This is a genomic window from Cellulomonas wangsupingiae, from assembly GCF_024508275.1.
Taxonomy (GTDB): Bacteria; Actinomycetota; Actinomycetes; order Actinomycetales; family Cellulomonadaceae; genus Cellulomonas; species Cellulomonas wangsupingiae.
Window position 1 is genome coordinate 2113674 of the sequence record NZ_CP101989.1, and the last position, 17735, is coordinate 2131408.

At 74.5% G+C, this 17735-nt stretch carries 19 protein-coding genes; 6 read left to right on the top strand and 13 right to left on the bottom strand.

Annotated features, from left to right (window positions below):
- Positions 1 to 142: 142 nt before the first annotated feature.
- On the top strand, positions 143 to 1090 hold the full coding sequence (locus NP075_RS09790) for an aldo/keto reductase (protein WP_227563221.1): 948 nt from the start codon (positions 143 to 145) through the stop codon (positions 1088 to 1090).
- A 55-nt stretch (positions 1091 to 1145) separates the two neighbouring features.
- On the opposite strand, the gene NP075_RS09795 is transcribed toward NP075_RS09790, so the two are convergent.
- Positions 1146 to 1598 carry a hypothetical protein gene (locus tag NP075_RS09795; RefSeq protein WP_227563009.1) on the bottom strand — a complete coding sequence of 151 codons (453 nt, stop codon included), beginning with the start codon at positions 1596 to 1598 and terminating at the stop codon, positions 1146 to 1148.
- 462 nt (positions 1599 to 2060) lie between these two features.
- On the opposite strand from NP075_RS09795, the gene NP075_RS09800 reads away from it, so the two are divergent.
- Complete coding sequence (locus NP075_RS09800; protein ID WP_227563010.1) at positions 2061 to 2891, top strand: carbon-nitrogen hydrolase family protein; 831 nt, start codon at positions 2061 to 2063, stop codon at positions 2889 to 2891.
- A 112-nt stretch (positions 2892 to 3003) separates the two neighbouring features.
- On the opposite strand, the gene NP075_RS09805 is transcribed toward NP075_RS09800, so the two are convergent.
- The 3 genes from NP075_RS09805 to NP075_RS09815 all read right to left on the bottom strand — a co-directional run bounded on the left by NP075_RS09805 (position 3004) and on the right by NP075_RS09815 (position 4466).
- The gene (locus NP075_RS09805; protein WP_227563011.1) at positions 3004 to 3510 is read right to left on the bottom strand and encodes a GNAT family N-acetyltransferase; all 507 of its coding nucleotides are present in this window, start codon (positions 3508 to 3510) and stop codon (positions 3004 to 3006) included.
- Between the two features lie 46 nt (positions 3511 to 3556).
- A complete protein-coding gene (locus tag NP075_RS09810) occupies positions 3557 to 3745 on the bottom strand; it encodes a hypothetical protein (RefSeq protein WP_227563012.1) in 189 nt (62 codons plus the stop codon).
- A 76-nt stretch (positions 3746 to 3821) separates the two neighbouring features.
- Positions 3822 to 4466, bottom strand: coding sequence for an MBL fold metallo-hydrolase (locus tag NP075_RS09815; protein WP_227563013.1), 645 nt, complete (start codon positions 4464 to 4466; stop codon positions 3822 to 3824).
- Positions 4467 to 4588: 122 nt separating this feature from the next.
- On the opposite strand from NP075_RS09815, the gene NP075_RS09820 reads away from it, so the two are divergent.
- Positions 4589 to 5362, top strand: a complete 774-nt coding sequence (locus NP075_RS09820; RefSeq protein ID WP_227563014.1) for a ParA family protein — start codon at positions 4589 to 4591, stop codon at positions 5360 to 5362.
- 93 nt (positions 5363 to 5455) lie between these two features.
- Here the strand turns inward: NP075_RS09820 and NP075_RS09825 are convergent, their stop codons facing one another.
- The 8 genes from NP075_RS09825 to clsA form a co-directional block, all read right to left on the bottom strand.
- On the bottom strand, positions 5456 to 6043 hold the full coding sequence (locus tag NP075_RS09825; RefSeq protein WP_284439888.1) for a MerR family transcriptional regulator: 588 nt from the start codon (positions 6041 to 6043) through the stop codon (positions 5456 to 5458).
- 158 nt (positions 6044 to 6201) lie between these two features.
- On the bottom strand, positions 6202 to 6708 hold the full coding sequence (locus NP075_RS09830) for a bifunctional nuclease family protein (RefSeq protein WP_227563223.1): 507 nt from the start codon (positions 6706 to 6708) through the stop codon (positions 6202 to 6204).
- Between the two features lie 88 nt (positions 6709 to 6796).
- Complete coding sequence (gene ftsR, locus NP075_RS09835; RefSeq protein WP_372456671.1) at positions 6797 to 7558, bottom strand: transcriptional regulator FtsR; 762 nt, start codon at positions 7556 to 7558, stop codon at positions 6797 to 6799.
- On the bottom strand, positions 7545 to 8015 hold the full coding sequence (locus NP075_RS09840) for an FHA domain-containing protein (RefSeq protein ID WP_227563015.1): 471 nt from the start codon (positions 8013 to 8015) through the stop codon (positions 7545 to 7547). The genes ftsR and NP075_RS09840 overlap by 14 nt, the downstream gene beginning before the upstream one ends.
- A gap of 161 nt (positions 8016 to 8176) precedes the next feature.
- Positions 8177 to 9253: a DUF881 domain-containing protein gene (locus tag NP075_RS09845; protein ID WP_227563016.1), complete on the bottom strand. Its 1077-nt coding sequence runs from the start codon at positions 9251 to 9253 to the stop codon at positions 8177 to 8179.
- Between the two features lie 41 nt (positions 9254 to 9294).
- On the bottom strand, positions 9295 to 9627 hold the full coding sequence (locus NP075_RS09850; RefSeq protein ID WP_191779508.1) for a small basic family protein: 333 nt from the start codon (positions 9625 to 9627) through the stop codon (positions 9295 to 9297).
- On the bottom strand, positions 9624 to 10613 hold the full coding sequence (locus NP075_RS09855) for a DUF881 domain-containing protein (protein ID WP_227563017.1): 990 nt from the start codon (positions 10611 to 10613) through the stop codon (positions 9624 to 9626). Before NP075_RS09855 ends, NP075_RS09850 begins: the two co-directional genes overlap by 4 nt.
- Entirely contained in the window at positions 10610 to 11203 is a 594-nt protein-coding gene (gene clsA / locus NP075_RS09860) for a cardiolipin synthase ClsA (protein ID WP_348519248.1), read from the bottom strand. The genes NP075_RS09855 and clsA overlap by 4 nt, the downstream gene beginning before the upstream one ends.
- Before the next feature lie 142 nt (positions 11204 to 11345).
- Here clsA and NP075_RS09865 point away from each other — a divergent pair, with 142 nt between their 5' ends.
- Complete coding sequence (locus NP075_RS09865) at positions 11346 to 11753, top strand: CoA-binding protein (RefSeq protein ID WP_227563019.1); 408 nt, start codon at positions 11346 to 11348, stop codon at positions 11751 to 11753.
- A gap of 260 nt (positions 11754 to 12013) precedes the next feature.
- Positions 12014 to 13762 carry a DEAD/DEAH box helicase gene (locus NP075_RS09870; RefSeq protein WP_227563020.1) on the top strand — a complete coding sequence of 583 codons (1749 nt, stop codon included), beginning with the start codon at positions 12014 to 12016 and terminating at the stop codon, positions 13760 to 13762.
- Between the two features lie 55 nt (positions 13763 to 13817).
- On the opposite strand, the gene NP075_RS09875 is transcribed toward NP075_RS09870, so the two are convergent.
- A complete protein-coding gene (locus tag NP075_RS09875) occupies positions 13818 to 16484 on the bottom strand; it encodes a substrate-binding domain-containing protein (protein ID WP_227563021.1) in 2667 nt (888 codons plus the stop codon).
- 74 nt (positions 16485 to 16558) lie between these two features.
- On the opposite strand from NP075_RS09875, the gene NP075_RS09880 reads away from it, so the two are divergent.
- Positions 16559 to 17653 (top strand): LacI family DNA-binding transcriptional regulator, encoded by a 1095-nt coding sequence (locus tag NP075_RS09880; protein ID WP_227563022.1) that lies wholly within the window; start codon positions 16559 to 16561, stop codon positions 17651 to 17653.
- The last annotated feature ends 82 nt before the right edge of the window (positions 17654 to 17735 follow it).

The following is a 17735-nucleotide window of genomic DNA, read 5'->3' on the forward strand; positions in this document are numbered from 1 at the left end:
ACCCTGTCAGGATCCGGGTGGCGTCGCGCGCCGGGAGGTGTCGGCAGCAACGTGTCACCCGAATGGTCCCGTTTCGCCGTCCCGGGTGGGGGAGTGCCGCCTCGGGTGCGCGCCGGCGGTGCCTAGGGTGGTGCCCATGACCATGACCTACCGCCGGCTCGGCGACAGCGGCCTGACCGTCTCGACGGCGGGCCTCGGGTGCAACACCTTCGGGGCGACCCTGGCGCCCGACGGCGTCGCGGAGGTCGTGGACGCCGCGATCGACGCCGGGGTCACGTTCTTCGACACCGCGGACGTGTACGGGGGAGTGCCGGGCCAGAGCGAGGAGCTCCTGGGCGCTGCGCTGCGCGGCCGGCGTGACGACGTGGTCGTGGCGACGAAGTTCGGCATGGACGTGCGTGGTCTCCACGGCGCGGACTGGGGCGCCCGGGGGTCCCGCCGGTACGTGCGACGCGCCGTCGAGGGCTCGCTGCGCCGCCTGGGCACCGACTACGTCGACCTCTACCAGCTGCACGCGCCGGACCCCGCGACCCCCGTCGAGGAGACGCTCGCGGCGCTCCATGAGCTGGTGCTGGAGGGCAAGGTCCGGTACCTGGGCTCGTCGAACCTCAGCGCGTGGCAGGTCGTCGACGCCGACTGGGTGGCTCGCACGGCGGGGACCACGCCGTTCGTGTCCGCGCAGAACCGGTACAACCTGCTGGACCGGGGTGCCGAGGCCGACCTCGTGCCCGCCGCCGAGCACGTCGGCGTCGGCATCCTGCCGTACGTCCCGCTCGCCTCGGGGCTGCTGACCGGCAAGTACCGGCGCGGGCAGGAGGCGCCGGCCGGCAGCCGGCTGTCGCGCATGCCGCAGCGGCTGGCCGCGGCGGACTTCGACCGCATCGAGGCGCTCTCGACGCTCGCCGAGGCCTGGGGGGTCGACCTGCCGACCGTCGCGCTCGGAGGGCTGGCCGCGCAGCCCGCCGTGGCGTCCGTCATCTCCGGCGCCCGGACCCCTGAGCAGGTCCACGCGAACGTCGCGGCGGCGCTGTGGGAGCCGACGCTCGAGCAGCTGGCGGCGATCGACGAGGCCGCACCCGGGCCCGCCTGACGCCTGCGCGTCTCTCCACCTGGGCCGGTGGACGTCGCCTGACGGCCGCAGCCTGTCAGGTGCCGAGCACGCGAGCACGGTGCTCGCCGACCGCGACGACGGCACTGACGCGGACCCCGCGGTCGGCGGCGGCGGTGCGCAGCACGTGCTCCCACGTGCGCTCGAACGAGCCGCGGTCGCCGCCCGCGGCCCGCACGAGCGCCGCCGCGAGCGAGCCGCCCGGGGCGTCGTGCGCCAGGATGTCGGCCATCGCGACGACCACCTGGCGCACCTGACCGAGGTCCGGCTGCAACGGGATCCCGACGAGCGGCAGCACGACGGGCAGCATCATGCCCTCCGCGTCCAGCAGCACGAGCCACAGCGCCGGCGGTCCGGCACGTTCCGGGCCGACGAGCGAGAGCATCACCGCCAGGATGTCGTCCTCGTCACGCAGCGGGTGGTCCGGCAGCACCGGCAGGTCGTCGTCGGGCCCCGGTGCGGCCCAGCCTGCGGAGTCGTGGATGTCCATGCGGACGAGCGTTCCGCGCAGCGACCGCGCACCGGTGCGCGGGTGGCGCATCTGTGGAACGCGACGTCACCGGGCCGACGTGTGGTCGGTTCGCGCAGCATGGCTGCTCGCCGCGCGAACCGCCGGCATCACGGACGACGTACCCCGCTCCGCAGTTGCCCAGCGTTCGCCGATAATGTGCATTATGTCAAAACATCGCCCTGCGTGGCCCCTGATGTCACCACCGGGCCGACCACCCCCTCCCGGTACATCGGCCGAGATGGGCCCCGTCCTGTGCGACCGCCGGAGCAGTTCCGCGCGCCCGGACGTTCTTCGTGTCGCCAAAGCCCGCCGCATCAACGCAGCAGTCACGGTTCCTCTCCGGATGGCAGAGGTGCCGGTCGGGCTGGCGCGACCTGGCGCCACCACGCGGCTCCGGTGCGGTCCCCGGCGATGTCGGACCCGCGCGACAGAGTGACCGCCATGAGCACCGTCCGCGTCGCTGTCACCCAGCCGACCGCCAGCCCCGACCCGCGCCGCAACGGCGCGGTGACCTGCCAGCTGATGCGCACCGCGGCCGCCCAGGGAGCGCGCCTGGTGCTCTTCCCCGAAGGACACCTCTCCGGCTACGCCAAGGAGCAGGTCGGCGACCTCGCCGACGTGGACTGGTCGGTGGTTCACGAGGAGACAGAGGCCGTGGCCGAGCTCGCCGGCGAGCTCGGCCTGTGGGTGGTCCTCGGCTCGAGCCACCCGCTGACGCCACCGCACCGACCCCACAACAGCATGTACGTCATCTCCGACACCGGTCGGGTGGTCGACCGCTACGACAAGCGCTTCTGCTCCGCCGCCGAAACCCTGCACCACTACACCCCCGGCACCGATCCGACGATGTTCGAGGTGGACGGGTACCGCTTCGGCATCGCGGTGTGCGTGGAGATCAACTTCCTGAACGTGTTCACCGAGTACGCCGCGCTCGGGGTGGACTGCCTGCTCCTCCCCGCCTACCCGATCGATGCGATCTTCCGGACCAAGGCGCAGGCAATGGCCGCCATCAACACCTACTGGGTCGCCGTCTCCTCCGTCGCACAGAGGCGCCAGCTCGTCCCCGCGGAGGTGTTCGGCCCCGACGGCACGTCCCTGACTGCGGCTGCCGGCGACGAGGCGATCGTCCTCGCCGACCTGAACCGCGACGACCCGCAGTTCCACATCGCCTTGGACCTGGCTCGCCCCTGGCGAGGCAGTGCTCACGACGGCAGCTTCTACCGGAGGTACCTGGTGGACGACCCTCGCAGCAGCGTCAAGACCGCACTCTGACGCGGCGCTCCCGCCACCAGCAACGGGCCTGTCCGCACTGCCCCACCGCAGGTCAAAGCCCCGCCACCAGGACAACTTGCTGGAGAACGGACAGGGCTCTCCCCCGCCCGGGTCAGCCGGCCGCGAGCCCTCGTTGATCGGTGTGCCGCACGTAGCGCTCCTCGGTACGGTCCGGGTCGCGAGGCAGCGCCTGGCGCTCACCGGTGCGCGTGAAGCCGGCGCGGACGTACAGGTCCACGGCCGAGGCGTTGTCCTCGACGACCCACAGCGACACCGTCGCCGCGCCCTGCGTCGCCGCACCGCGGACCACCGAGTCGAGCAGCTCCCACCCGGTGCCGGTGCGCCGTACCTCGGGTGCCACCCACAGGGACACGACGTGCCGGTCGTCCTCCGGCGACCCCGGCTCCTGGATGAGGGAGACGAGCCCACGCGGCACCTGCGCGTCGTCCAGCGCGACCCACGTCACGCTGGTCCGCAGCCGCATCCGCCAGTGGGACTCGGCGAAGCGCTCCTCGCGGGTCAGCGAGGAGCCGAACACGTCCGGCGACTCGCGCAGGGCGCGCAGCCGGACGTCCCGCACGGTCTGCCAGTCGTCCTCGTCGACGCGTCGGATCAGCACCCGCTCAGCATGCCGTACCGGTGCCGCGAGGCGGTCGAGGCGCGCGTCAGGGCGTCTCGCGCGCCTGCGGGTCCGCCTGCCGCGCATCGACGCGCGCGGTCACGTCGTCTCCCCCGTGCCCGGCGGGGTCCGGGGCGGTGCGGGCCGCGTCGGCGATCTCCTCCTCCGGCCTCGGGGGGATCGTCTCGTCGTACTCCAGCTCGGGCACCTGCGCGTCCTCGAACGACTCCGTCATGTCCGGCTCCTCTCCGCCGGCGTCCACGGTAGCCGCGCCGTCGTGGGCCCGCGACCTGCGGCGACGCAGTGTGCCGTCACTCGACGGCGAGCTCCTCCCCCGTCGCCAGCGGGACGATCCGCCCCGTCGTGAGCTGGCCGAGCAGCCGCTGGGCGCTCGCGCGGCCCGCGTCGCTGAGCAGGGCGTCGTGCACGGGCACCACGCGACGGGGCCGCACGGCCCGGACGTGGTCCACGACGTCACCCAGCCGCAGCCACGGGGCTCCGACGGGCTCCAGGAGCACGTCGACCTGCGTGCCCGGCGGGGGCTGCGTGTAGGAGTCCCCCGGGTGCAGCAGCGCACCGTCGACGAGGTAGGCGACGTTCGCCGGCCGCGGGAGGTCGGCGTGGATGACCTCGTGCAGCTCCCCGAGCACCTCGACGCGCGCGCCCGCGACGTCGAGGACGTCACCCGCGCGCACCGGGTGCAGCCGGTCGCGCCGCGCACCGGCGTCGACGAGCGCGTCCACGACCTCCGCCGGCGCGTGCACGTCGACGCCGTCGGCCGCCGCGAGGGCCGCCAGGTCGACGTGGTCGGGGTGCACGTGGGTCACGAGGACCACCGCGACGCCGTCGAGGGCCGCGGCGACGTCGCTGAAGCCACCGGGGTCGATGCTGAAGGATCCGTCGGTGGTCGTGACGCGGACGCACGAGTGGCCGAGGCGGGTGAGGGTGAGCGCCATAACGCCCATCCTGGCGCAGATCAGGACGTCGGCACCGCTTCCGGGCGCCGTGTCGGCACGGCGCGGCGCGCGTGTCGCTGCGGGGTTTCGTGACCAGCGCCTCTCCCGGCTACGGTGGCCGCGTGCTGGTCCTCGGTGTGTGCAGCCTCAAGGGCGGCGTGGGCAAGACCTCCGTGACGCTCGGGCTCGCCTCGGCGGCCCTCGAGCGCGGTCTGCGCACCCTCGTCGTCGACCTCGACCCCCAGGGCGACTCCACCATGGCCCTCGGGACGGTCGCCGGACAGGGCGACGTCGCCGCCGTCCTCGACGACCCGTCCGCGCAGTCCGTGGCCGCAGCCACCGCCCGCTCGCCCTGGGCCGACGACGGCCTGGACGTGCTTACGGGCTCCGAGCGGTCCGTGCTGCACGACCGCGTCGACGACTCCGACGCCGACCGTCTGCGGTACGCGCTGTCGTGGGTCACCGGCTACGACCTCGTGCTGGTCGACTGCCCGCCGTCGCTCGGCGGGCTGACGCGCACCGGCCTGACGGCGTGCGACCGCGCCATCGTCGTCACCGAGCCGGGCCTGTTCGCCGTCATGGCGGTCGGCCGGGCGATGCGGACCATCGACGAGCTGCGCCGCGGGCCCGCACCGGCGCTGCAGCCGCTCGGGATCGCCGTCAACCGGGTCCGGGCCCGCTCGGTGGAGCAGGCCTACCGTCTGCAGGAGCTGCAGACGCTCTACGGACCGCTGGTCCTCACCCCGCACGTCCCCGAGCGCGCCGCGCTCCAGCAGGCGCAGGGCGCCGCGCAGCCCGTGCACGTCTGGCCGGGTGCGGCCGCGGCCGAGCTGGCCGACGTGTTCGACCAGCTGCTCGAGCGCGCCCTGCGCGCGCCGCGCACCGCTCGTCGCTGAGCGGGCGTTCCTCCCCCGCTGCCGGCGCCACCCACGTCGAGGACGACGTCAGGCCCGCCCCCCACGGGACGGGCCTGACGTCAGGTGCGCGGGTCAGCCGGCTGTACGTGCCTGGCGACGTAGGGCGAGCTCGTCGTGCGCAGGCGGCCCGGCGGGCGACGCGTCGTCGTCCGCACGCTCGGTGGGCAGCTCCGCGAGCGTGCCCTCCACCTCGCGCCAGACGCGGCCGACGGCGATCCCGAACACGCCCTGCCCGCCCTGGACCAGGTCGATGACCTCGTCCGCGGACGTGCACTCGTAGACGCTCGCACCATCGGACATCAGGGTGATCTGGGCGAGGTCGTCCACGCCGCGCTCGCGCAGGTGGCCGACCGCCGCGCGGATCTGCTGCAGCGAGACGCCGGTGTCGAGGAGTCGCTTGACGACCTTGAGGACGAGGATGTCGCGGAACGAGTAGAGCCGCTGCGTCCCGGAGCCGGTGGCGGGACGCACCGACGGCTCCACCAGTCCGGTGCGCGCCCAGTAGTCGAGCTGCCGGTACGTGATGCCGGCGGCGCGGCAGGCGGTCGGGCCGCGGTAGCCGGTCGTCATGTCGCGGTCCGGCAGGTCGTCGTCGAACAGCAGGCCCTGCGCGTGCTGCGGGATCGTGCCGGAGTCGTCGGCACTCTCGTTGCTGATCACGGGGCCCTCCCTCGGCGGCGCCGCGAGGCGGCCGCGCTGTACTGGTACGTCCGTCACGCTAGGCCCGCACGGTCGGGGGTGCAACGAACCGTGCCCGGCGTGTCGTGAGGGACACGTCTCACCTTCAGGTGGATGTCGAGAGTCTTCACCCGGACGGCTCAGCCGTCGCGCCCGCCACCGCCTGCTCCCGGGTCGGTCCCCGTCTCGAAGTCCTCGGCCGACACCTGGTCGAGGAACTCGCGGAACTGCGCCATGTCCTCCTCGCTGGCGGCCGGCCGCACCTCGACCCCGGCGAGGGCGACGACCTCCGCCGAGCACAGCACCTGGCACCCGAACCGCAGGGCCACGGCGATCGCGTCGGACGCCCGCGCGTCCACGTGCCGCCCCGTGGCCAGCACGAGCGCGGCGTGGAACACGCCGTCCTCCAGCCGGTTGATCTCGACGTGGTGGACCGACGCACCCGCGGCGAGCAGCGCGTCGCGCAGCAGGTCGTGCGTCATCGGCCGTGGCGGCACGATCCCCGCCTGGGCCGACGCGATCGCCGAGGCCTCGGACGGTCCGATGAGGATGGGCACGAGCAGGGCCGCGTCCGGGTCGAGCAGCAGCACGACGATCTCGTCGTCGGCCAGGTGCGTACGCACGCCGACGACCTCCACCGGAACCATCTCGGGTTCGACGCCGCCCACGCACCCACGCTACGTCGCGAAGCGCGCGCCGTCTGCCGGGAGACGCCCGGGCACCCGCACGGGTGGGTCAGGGCGCCAGGTCGTGGACCGCGGAACGGACGAGCGCGGTGTGCATGCGGGCGCACAGCTCCCCCACCTCGGCCGCCAGGGTGCCCGCACGCGCCCGGGCGGACACGCTGCGCTGCCCGCGCCACGGCGCCACGACCTGGTCCACGAGGTCCGCCTGACGGTCCGCCGCCGCGCGGAACGTGCGCAGGTGCCGGGGGTCGATGCCGTGGTCCGCGAGGGACGCCGCGACCGCGACGACCTCCCGCGCCCACGGGTCGAAGACCCCGCGCGGACCGGGCCGCAGGACGCCTTGCGCGACCAGCTCCGCCACGAGCTCCACCGTGGTGCCCACCTCCTGCGCGAGCCGCTCGGCGGTCAGCCGGTCCGGAGCGGGCGTCACGCCGTTGCTCGTGGCGAGACGCGCGCGGACCGGGGTCTGCTCGTCCTCCCCCGCGTCCAGCGCCGCGAGGCGTTCACCGATGACCTTCAGGGGCATGTACTTGTCGCGCTGCTGGCGCAGCACGAAGCGCAGGCGCTCGACGTCGGCCGGCGAGTACTGGCGGTACCCCGCCGGCGTCCGGACCGGCGCGACGAGGCCCTGCTCCTCCAGGAAGCGCAGCTTCGACGTCGTCACCGCAGGGAACTCCAGGCGCAGCGCCGCCAGCACGTCCGAGATCCGCATGGACGCGCGCCGCGAGATGCCGCGAGGCCACGGCTCGGGTGCGAGAGGCTCGGCGGTCTGCTCGACCGCACCCGTCACCGCGCGCTCAGGAGGCGACACGGTGGGGGCTGGGGTGGAACGTCATCCGGTACTTGCCGATCTGCACCTCGTCCCCGGGGCGCAGCACGGCCGCGTCGATGCGCGCGCGGTTCACGTACGTGCCGTTCAGGGACCCGATGTCACGCACGACGACCTGCTGCCCGTCGCGCACGAACTCCGCGTGCTTGCGCGAGACGGTCACGTCGTCGAGGAAGATGTCGGCGCTCGTGCTGCGGCCGGCCGTGGTCCGCTCCGCGTCGAGCAGGAACCGCGCGCCGGCGCTCGGCCCGCGCTGCATGATCAGCAGCGCGGACGTCGGCGGCAGCGCGTGCACGGCTGCGGCCTCGTCCGCCGTGAGCCCGACGGGCGCGACCTCGAGCTCGGCCGGGTCCAGCGACCCGAAGCTGACCGTCGTGTCCGGACCGTCACCGCGGTAGGCGGGCGACCCACCGCTGGCGGGTCGTCGGTCGTCGCTCATACGCACCTCCGTGTCGGTCGCGGGCACGTGCGCGAGCGTGCTCGCCGTCGACCCAGCATTGCGGGACTCACCCTATGCGGTGTCGGCGCGCCTGCGCAGCACGCGCGGGCGGCTGGTCGGGTGACACCCACCCGCGGAGCGCGGTCGGGCGCCACGCGAGGTCACTTCTCCTCGTCGGCGACGGGCGTCGCGTGCACCGGCTCCTGCGGCGACCGGACCGCCGTCACGTCGACCCGGTCCGACTTCTCGACGGTGCCGCGGCCGCCGTCGGCACGCACCCGCACCAGCGCGCCGCCAGGGATCTCGAGCGCGGGCGCGATGGTGTCGGGGTCGCCGATGACCGTCCAGCGGAAGGGCGAGACGACGGGGGCGCCGTCGAGCACGACGGCGCCGCGGGTGCCGGTGAACGAGCTGCTGGCGGTGATGCGCCGGCCGTTCAGCTCCATGGCCTCCGCCCCCGCGTTCCGCAGCTCCTCGAGCACGTGGAGCAGGGTCGCCGGGCGGATCTCGCCGTCCGGTTCGGTCAGGGTGATGCGGACGCCGGGGCCCGTGGCCGGCAGCCGGCCCGTGAGGATGCCCTGCATCGCGGCCGTGCGGCGTGCCGCGTCGAGCGCGGCCTGCTGCCGGTCCGAGCCCGACAGCAGCTCGTCGCGCTCGCGCTGCAGGTCGAGCGCCTCCTGCTCGAGCTCGTCGGTGCGCGTCGTCGTCTCGTCCAGGAGCCGGACGAGGTCGTTCTGGCGCAGCGCACCGAGCTGCGTCTCGGTGGTCTGGCGGACCTGCACGACGAGCGCGAAGCCGAGCAGCGCGCACAGCCCGGCGGTGATCAGCTGACCCTGCGTGCTCCGGGGTCGCATCGCGTGGCCCAGGCGCGCCCAGCCTGAACGCGGGGGGCGCACCACCGTGGCCGCCGGACCTTCCGGCGTGTCGGCGGCCTCGGGCACCGGGGCACCCTGCAGCACCTCGGCGGGCTCCGGCGACCGGAGGTCCTGCGGGTCCTCGGCCGGCGCGGGCGACGGCGCGGCACCGGCCTCGTCGACGACGTCCGGTCCGCCCGGGTGCTCGTCGCGCGGCCCCTCGGGATCCACGCCGGGGTCCGTGACGTCGTGCGCGGCGGTGTCCGTCACGGGCACGTCCGGAGCGTCCCCGGCGTCCTGCGCGTCGCTCACGGGCAGGTCACCCAGGCCCAACGGGTCGCGCGGGTCGATGACGGGCCCGTCGTCGGGCAGGGAGCTCGGCACCGGCGGGTCGTCGGGCCCCGGACGGGGCGGGTCCGCGCTCGTCATGCCTTGAACAGGTGCCGACGGATCGAGGCGGCGTTGGAGAAGATCCGGATCCCGAGCACGACGATCACGGCGGTGGTCATCTGCGACCCGACACCGAGCTGGTCGCCCAGGAAGACGATGAGCGCCGCGACGACCACGTTCGACAAGAACGAGGTGAGGAAGACGCGCTCGTCGAAGATCCCGTCGAGGTAGGCGCGCAGGCCCCCGAACAGGGCGTCGAGCGCCGCGACCACCGCGATCGGCAGGTAGGGCTGCAGGTTGGCGGGGACCGTCGGCTCGATGAGGAGCCCGGCGAGCACCCCGAGCACCAGCCCGATCACCGCGATCACCGGGTCTCCTCTCCGTCGTGACGCCCCGACCCTGCCACATCGGACGACCCCGTCCCAAGGGCCCCGGCCTCCGGTGCCGGTGCCCCGGGCGCGCCTGACGCGATCCCGGTCGTCCCCGCGGTCGTGCTCGGCGTCCCGTCGGCGTCGAGCACCTGCGCCGACCGCAGCGCGATCTGGCCGCGGCCGGGCAGCTCGAGCCGCCGCTGGGCCGAAATCTGCACGTCGATCCCGTACTGCGCCAGCTGGGCGAGCGACTGCCCCGCCGGGAGCCGGGCCAGGCGGGTCTGCATGGTCGGCGCGTCGCCGATCGCCTCCACCGTGTACGGGCTGCTCAACGCCGTGCTGTCGACGAGGACCGCGGCACCGGCGCTGCGGATGGCGGTCGTCGACGTGATGCGCTCACCGTTGACGGCCACGGCCTCCGCGCCTGCCGCCCAGAGCCCGTTGACGAGCGTCTGCAGGTCGTGGTCGAGGACGAGCGAGCTCCCGTCGTCCTGGGTGTCGCCCTCCTTCGGCTCGCCGTCGGTGAGCACGACCCGCAGGCCCGGACCCACGACGGCCACCACGCCCGCCGCGACGGCGTCGCGCTGCAGCTGGGCGAACAGCTCCGGGTCGTCGGTCGACGCGGCCTCGTTCTGCAGCTCGGCGATCTCGGCGGCGAGCGCGGCGTTCGACCGCCGCACCTCGTCGGCGTGGGTGGTGCGCTCGCGGATCTCGGACTCGAGCAGCTCCCGGGCCTGCAGCACCGCCGGCGCGGGCCTGCGCAGGGCGACGGCGGACACCGTCGCGAAGTTGCCGAGGGCGATCGCCAGAGCCAGCAGCGCGATCACGCCGACCACCGTGCGACGCGGGGCGGCGCCGGCGGCCCGCCGGTCGGCGGCCTCCTGGTACCCCGGGTCGAGGGGGCGGCGGTAGACCTCGTTGATGAGCGTCATCGACTCGTCGGCCGCCCGCGACGGCCCCGGCTCCGCGTGCCGGCGGATCACAGCGTCCTCGCGGCCCGCGCGTCGCGATGCAGCACGGAGGCGGCCTGCGTGAGGTACAGCGCACCGGCGAACCAGTACAGGGCGACTCCCCACAGCGCGCACGCCCAGCCCAGCACGCCGGCGGCCGGACCGACCGGCGCAGGCCACTCGGACAGCAGGAGCAGCGGGAACGCGTACATGATCGCGAACGTGCCGGCCTTGCCGGCCAGGTGCACGCGCAGCGGCGGGTAGCCCGCGCGGGCGAGCAGCAGGAGCATGATCGCGAGCACGACGTCACGGGCGACGAGCACGACCACGAGCCACACCGGGATGACGTCACGCCACGCCAGCCCGAGCAGGGTGACGAGGATGAAGAGCCGGTCCGCCGCCGGGTCGAGCATCTGGCCCAGGCGCGTGACCTGCTGCATGCGCCGTGCGAGGACGCCGTCGAGCCAGTCGCTGGCGCCCGAGACCAGGAGCACGGCGAGCGCCCACGCGTCATGCCCCTCGACGACCAGCCACGCGAACACGGGGACCAGGAGCAGCCGGACGAGGCTGATCATGTTGGGCACCGTGAGCACACGTGTACTGACCGGTGCCTCCTTGGTCACGCTCTCCCCCGTCAGCCGTCGTCCTGCCGCGATCCTATGTCGCCCCGTGGCGGGCCCCGTCTGCCACGCCCGGGACACCGCCGCGCGTCACCCGCAGGCGCGCTCCCGGGCGCGGCCGCAGCGGTGCTGGCAGGCTCGGGGCATGGACGACGCCGCCACGATCGACCGTCTGCTCCGCGAGCCCGGCACCTGGGCGGTGGTCGGCCTGTCCACGAACCGTGCACGCGCGGCGTACACGGTGGCCGCCTACCTGCAGCAGCTCGGCCACACGGTCGTGCCCGTCCACCCCAGCGGCGAGACCGTCCACGGTGCACCGGGGTACCGGCGCCTGTCCGACCTGCCCGCGCCCCCCGACGTCGTCGACGTGTTCGTCAACAGCTCGCGGGCCGCCGCCGTGGTCGACGAGGCGGTCGCGGTGGGAGCCCGCGCCGTGTGGCTGCAGCTCGGCGTGCACGCCGACGACGCCGTCGCGCGTGCCCGTGCGGCTGGCCTCGTGGTGGTGCAGGACACCTGCCCCGCCATCGAGGGTCGCGCCCGCGGCCTGGGATGACCGCGTCGCGGCACCGTGTGCGCAGCGTCACCCGGTTCCGACGGCGGCGCCGCGGTCGGACCGGGTAGGGTGTCGGAGACATCTGGAGTCGTGTCGTATCCCCTCTCGTGGGGTGGGCAGCCGGTCCGCCGGCCACCACCACCCTCTTCGTGCACATGCGTGCGCCGCTGACAGCGGTGCGTGGTCTGGTTCGGGGTGAGCGACGTCCGGGACGTCCTGACGACGCCCGGCTCTCCCCCACTGCCACCGAACGGTGATCCATGAGCACCCCCCTGTCTGCTGCCCTGCCCACGACGACCGACGCCCCGGCCACGTTCGCCGACCTCGGCCTGTCCTCCCGGATCCTCAGCGCCGTCGAGCGCCTGGGCTTCGCGGCGCCGACACCGGTGCAGACGCAGACCATCCCCGCCCTCCTCGCGGGCCGCGACGTCGTGGGCGTCGCCCAGACCGGCACCGGCAAGACCGCCGCGTTCGGCCTGCCGCTGCTGCAGTCCGTCGACCCCGACGTCGCCGCCGTGCAGGTCATCGTCCTGACCCCGACGCGCGAGCTCGCGATGCAGGTCGCGGACGCCATCTCGTCCTTCGCCGTCGACATGCCCGGGCTGCAGGTCGTCCCCGTGTACGGCGGCTCGCCCTACCTGCCGCAGCAGCGCGCCCTGGCGCGCGGTGCGCAGGTCGTCGTCGGGACCCCCGGTCGCGTCATCGACCACATCGAGCGACGCACGCTGCGCCTCGAGGACGTCCGGTTCGTCGTCCTCGACGAGGCCGACGAGATGCTGCGGATGGGCTTCGCTGAGGACGTCGACCGCGTCCTGTCCGGGACGCCGTCGGGCCGCCAGGTCGCACTGTTCTCCGCGACGATGCCCACGCAGATCCGCCGGGTCGCCGACCAGCACCTCGTGAACCCGGTGTCCGTCTCGGTGACGCGCCAGTCGTCGACGGTCGACTCCGTGCGGCAGACCTTCGCGGTCGTGCCCTACCGCCACAAGGCCGGCGCGCTCGCCCGGGTCCTCGCCGTCAGCGACGCGGACGCGGCCATCGTGTTCGTCCGCACCCGCGAGGCGGCCGAGGAGATCGGCAACGCGCTCGTGCAGCGCGGCATCGCCGCCACGCACATCTCCGGCGACGTCGCCCAGTCCGACCGTGAGCGCATCGTCGAGCGGCTGCGCTCGGGTGCCCTCGACGTGCTCGTCGCGACCGACGTCGCCGCCCGCGGGCTCGACGTCGAGCGCATCGGCCTCGTCGTGAACCTCGACCTGCCGCGCGAGCCCGAGGCCTACGTGCACCGCATCGGCCGCACCGGCCGCGCCGGGCGCTCGGGCGAGGCCCTGACGTTCGTGACGCCCAGCGAGCGCCCGCGCCTGCGCCAGATCGAGCGCACCACGCGGACCGCACTCATCGAGATCACGATCCCCACCCCGGCGCAGGTGAGCGCGCACCGCGCGACCGCCCTGCTGAACCGCACCGAGCAGCGCATGGCGGCGGGCCGGCTGGACGTGGTCCGCGAGGCCGTGCGCGAGCACCTCGCCGCACACCCCGAGCTCGACCCGCTGGACCTGCTCACGGCGGTCGCCGCGCTCGCGGTGGGCGACGAGGGCCCGGGTGCCGACGTCGAGGACCTCGACGACGCCGTGCGCCGCGCGCGGGACACCCGCGCCGACGAGACGCGTGGCGGACCGGTCGCCGGCAACCGCCGTCGGCCCGGGACGACCGGACCCAGCGGACGCCCGCGCTACCGCGTCTCCGTCGGTGAGCGCGACGGCCTGCAGCCGGGTGCGCTCGTGGGCGCGCTGACCGGTGAGGGCGGCCTGACCGGCAAGGACGTCGGCAAGATCGACATCTACGGCAGCTTCGCGCTCGTCGACATCCCCGAGGGCCTCACGGCGGAGGTCGTGGACCGGCTGGGTCGCACCCGCGTCGCCGGGCGTCCGCTGCGCATCCGCCTCGACACCGGCCCGCAGGCGTCGCGCGGCCCCTCGCGGGGCGAGCGCGTGCACCGCGCGCACTGATCGCGGCCACGACGAAGGGCGTCACCTCACGGTGGCGCCCTTCGTCGTGCAGCCGTCAGCGGACCACCGTGTTCCGCGGGTCGACGCGGGTCTGACCGCGGAGCAGCACGATGTCCGCCTCCCGCAGCACCTCGTTGACGTCGCGCATCCCGCGCACCGACCCGAGGACCCCGATCGCGATCCGGGGCCCGATCTCGCGTCGCAGCCGCTCCAGGAGCTCGGTGAGCCGGTCCGGCATCCCGCCGGCGCCGACGTCGTCGACGAGGATGGCGAAGTCGTCCTCGCCCGTGCGCGCCGTGGTGTCCCCCTCGCGCAGGGGGCGACGGAGCTGGCGCACGACCTCGCGGTGGACGTCCGGTGCGTGGTCCGCGTCGTCACGGGCCACGGCTCCCGGGTCGATCACGCGCACGAGCGCGATGGCGCAGTCGTACGCGGACGACCGCCGGCACCGCAGCAGCGCCGCACCCAACCGGTCGAGGAAGAGCAGCCGGTTGACCAGGCCCGTCTCCGGGTCGTGCAACGCGTCACGCTGCAGGGCGATCTCCGCCTCCTTGCGCTCCGTGACGTCGACGAGCGTGCCCACGAGGCGCGCGGGGCAGCCGGCGTCGTCGAGCACCGTCACCGCCCGGCACATCATCCAGCGGTAGTCGCCCGACTGCGTCCGCACGCGGTGCTCGAGCTCGAGCGGTGTGCCGCACCCCGCGAGCTGGGCGGCGATGGCCGCGGACAGCTCGTCACGGTCGGCCGGGTGCACGCGCTCCAGCCACTCCGACGGCTGGTCACCGATGACGTCCTCGGCGTAGCCGAGCGTCTGCTTCCAGCGGGGCGAGTAGTACACGGCGCCGGCCGAGACGTCCCAGTCCCACGTGCCGTCGTGGGCGGCCATCGACGCGAGCGCGTACCGCTCCTCGCTCTCCCGGACCGTGTCCGCCAGGGCGCGCTCACGCGCCGCGGCCTGCTCCAGCGCCTTGCGCTGCTCCCGCAGCGAGCCCAGCAGGCGCTCCTGGTCCAGCGCCACCGCGAGCAGCGCCGCCCAGTGGTTGAACCGGTCCCGCGGCTGCGTGGCGCGCGTCTCGACCGTCCCGTCGATCGCGAGCAGGCCCCAGTCGCTGCCACCGAAGGTCACCGGCACGACGAACGTCAGCTCGTTCGACCCCACCGTGCCCGCGCGGGTCAGGGCCGCGGGCGGGAACTGGCTCGCGGTGGTGCGGACGCCGACGAGCCGGGACAACGTCCCGCTGGTGTCGTGCACGCCGACGATCTCCATCTCGCGGTCGCCCGGGCCCCGGTCGCTGCCGACCCAGAGACCCAGGCACGCGTGGCCACGCACCCCCCGCGGGAGCCAGCTGAGAGCCCGCGGGCTCGCGCCGTCGCCCCGGAGCAGGTCCATGTCGACCTCGTACTGGTCGACGATGGTGCGTTCGAGCTGTCCGCTGCGCGCGAGCATCGCGCGGGTGCAGCCCTTGGTGACCGCGAGCATGACGTCCGTGACGGCGCGGCCCACCGCGGCCGCGTGCCCGGCGCGCGCCTCCCCCAGCCCGGCGACGCGGCGCTGCTCGACGGCGCGCAGGACGGTGACCATCTGCTCGAGCGCCTCGGGGTGCGGCTGGAGCGCCGCCGTGAGGTCGGAGAGCCGTCCGAGCGCTGCCGGGGCGGGTGAGATGCCGCGCTCGACGGCGAGCTCGACGGGCTCCTCCACCGCTCGCGACCAGGCCTCGCGTGCGTCCGGCCCGGCGCGCCGTGAGCCGGCGGAGCCCGCGGGGCCGGCGAAGGCGGACTCCGCCAGGCGCCGCAGCAGGTCCGAACCGGCCGGGTCGTCGTCCCCGGCGCGCGGCGACGTCACCTCCGTGCACCCGCACGACTCGCGCACGACCAGCGACGACGGCACGCGGTGCTCGCCGGGGGCCACGTCGTCCCCCCGCATCCGGGCCAGGAGCAGGCCGACGGCCTGCTCCCCGACCCGCCCGAAGTGCGCGTCGACCGTCGACAGGCGCGGGCTGACGCGGGCCCCGGAGTCGGCGTGGTCGAAGGCCACGACCGCCTGGTCGCGGGGCAGCACGAGACCGTGCGACCGCAGGGCACGCTGGAAGCCCACGGCGTTGCGGTCGGTCGCCGCGATGACGGCGGTCGTCGGCGTGCCCGCCTGCAGCAGGCGCGCTGCGGCGTCGACGCCACCCTGCTCCTGGTTGTCGGAGGCCTCGTACCACCACGAGTCGTCCGAATCGATGCCGTGCTCGGCGAGCGTCGTGCGGTAGGCGGCGAAGCGTTCGCGCATGTCGCGCTGCCCGAGGTTCCCGAGGAAGCCGATCGCGGAGTGCCCGTGCCAGATCAGGTGCTCGACCGCGGCCCGCACCCCTCCGACGTTGTCGGGCACGACGACCGGGTCGTCCGGGTGGGCGGGGTCCTCGCTGATGAGGACGACCGGCACCCCCCACTCGCGCACGGCGGCCAGACGCTCGGGGCTGAGTGCCTTGCCGATCACGACGAGCCCGTCGACGGCACCCAGGGCGACGGGGGTGTCGAGCACGGACTCCTCGGGGTACCGCTCCCGGTCGAGGCCGGCCGGGTAGGTCTGGACGGCCACCACGCGGTGTCCGACGCCCCGTGCGGCGCGGGCCACACCGGCGATGAGGGCCCCGAAGTAGAAGCCCCCGACGACCGGGGACAGGACGCCGATCGTCCGACGCACCGTGGCGGGTACCCCGCGTCGGACAGTCACCATCTTCCACACCTCGCCCACACCGTCGGAGTCGAGCTGATGCTTTTCACCCACATCGGGCGCAACACTAGGTGATCGTGGTCACTCCTGCACATGACACCGGCAAAGAAGCTGTCTCTCCGACGACTGGGGCACAGCCCGTTCTCGGCGGCCCTGGCGCCCGCCGACCGACGATCACCGACGTCGCCAAGGCCGCGGGGGTGTCCATCGCCGTCGTGTCCTACGCGCTGAACGGGCGCCCCGGCGTCTCGGCGGCGACGCGAGAACGCGTCCTGCGCGTCGCCGACGAGTTCGGCTGGCGCCCGAGCGCCGCGGCGCGCTCGATGCGCAGCGGCCCACGCGCCGTCGGCCTCGTGGTCGACCGGGCCCTGACGGGTGCCGTCGGGTACGGCGCGCACGTCCTGGAGTTCGTCGTCGCACTGCAGGACGTGCTCGCCACGCGCGGCCTGGCGCTCGTGCTGCAGGTCGTCGACGACCTGCCGGCGGCGGTCGCGCTGTACGGCGAGTGGTGGGCCGAGCGACGGTTCGACGTCATGGTCGTGACGGACGTCCGGACCGAGGACCCGCGCCTCGACGCGCTGCGGCGCCTGCGGATCCCGGCCGTCGTGGTCGGGGCGGGGGACGTCGGCGGGGAGGTCGCGAACGTCCGGGTGGAGGACGAGCTCGCGGCGGAACGCGTGGGGCGCTACCTCATGGAGCTCGGCCACCGCCACGTGGGCACGGTGACCGGGCCGGCGTCGCTGCACCGCACGCGCTCGCGGACGGCGGGCCTCGAGCGCGCGCTGGACGCCGGCGGGGCGACGCTCGTGCACGAGCCGACGGGCGGCTCGCCGGAGGAGGCCGCCGCCGCCTGCCGACGGCTGCTGACGGGAGACCGCCCGCCGTCGGCCGTGGTGTTCGACACCGACCACATGGCGGTCGCGGCCCTCGACGTCGCCCGCCGTACCGGCCTGGCCGTGCCGTGGGACGTCTCGATCGTCGCGATGTCCGACTCGCCGCTGTGCCGGCTGGCGACGCCGTCCATCACGGCGCTCCCCTCCGTCCAGACCGACCTGGGCACGGCGGTGGGCGAGGCGGTCCTGGCGGTGCTGGACTCGCAGCCCTTGCCGGTGCGCCACATCGAGGTGGGTGGCCTGGCGGTGCGGGGCAGCACGGGGCCACGGTCGCGCTGATGCGACAGGCGTGCGTTGTGTGCGTTCACTACGCTCTGACCTGCGCATTCACGCCGCGCGGTAGCGATCTGTGAGGTCACGA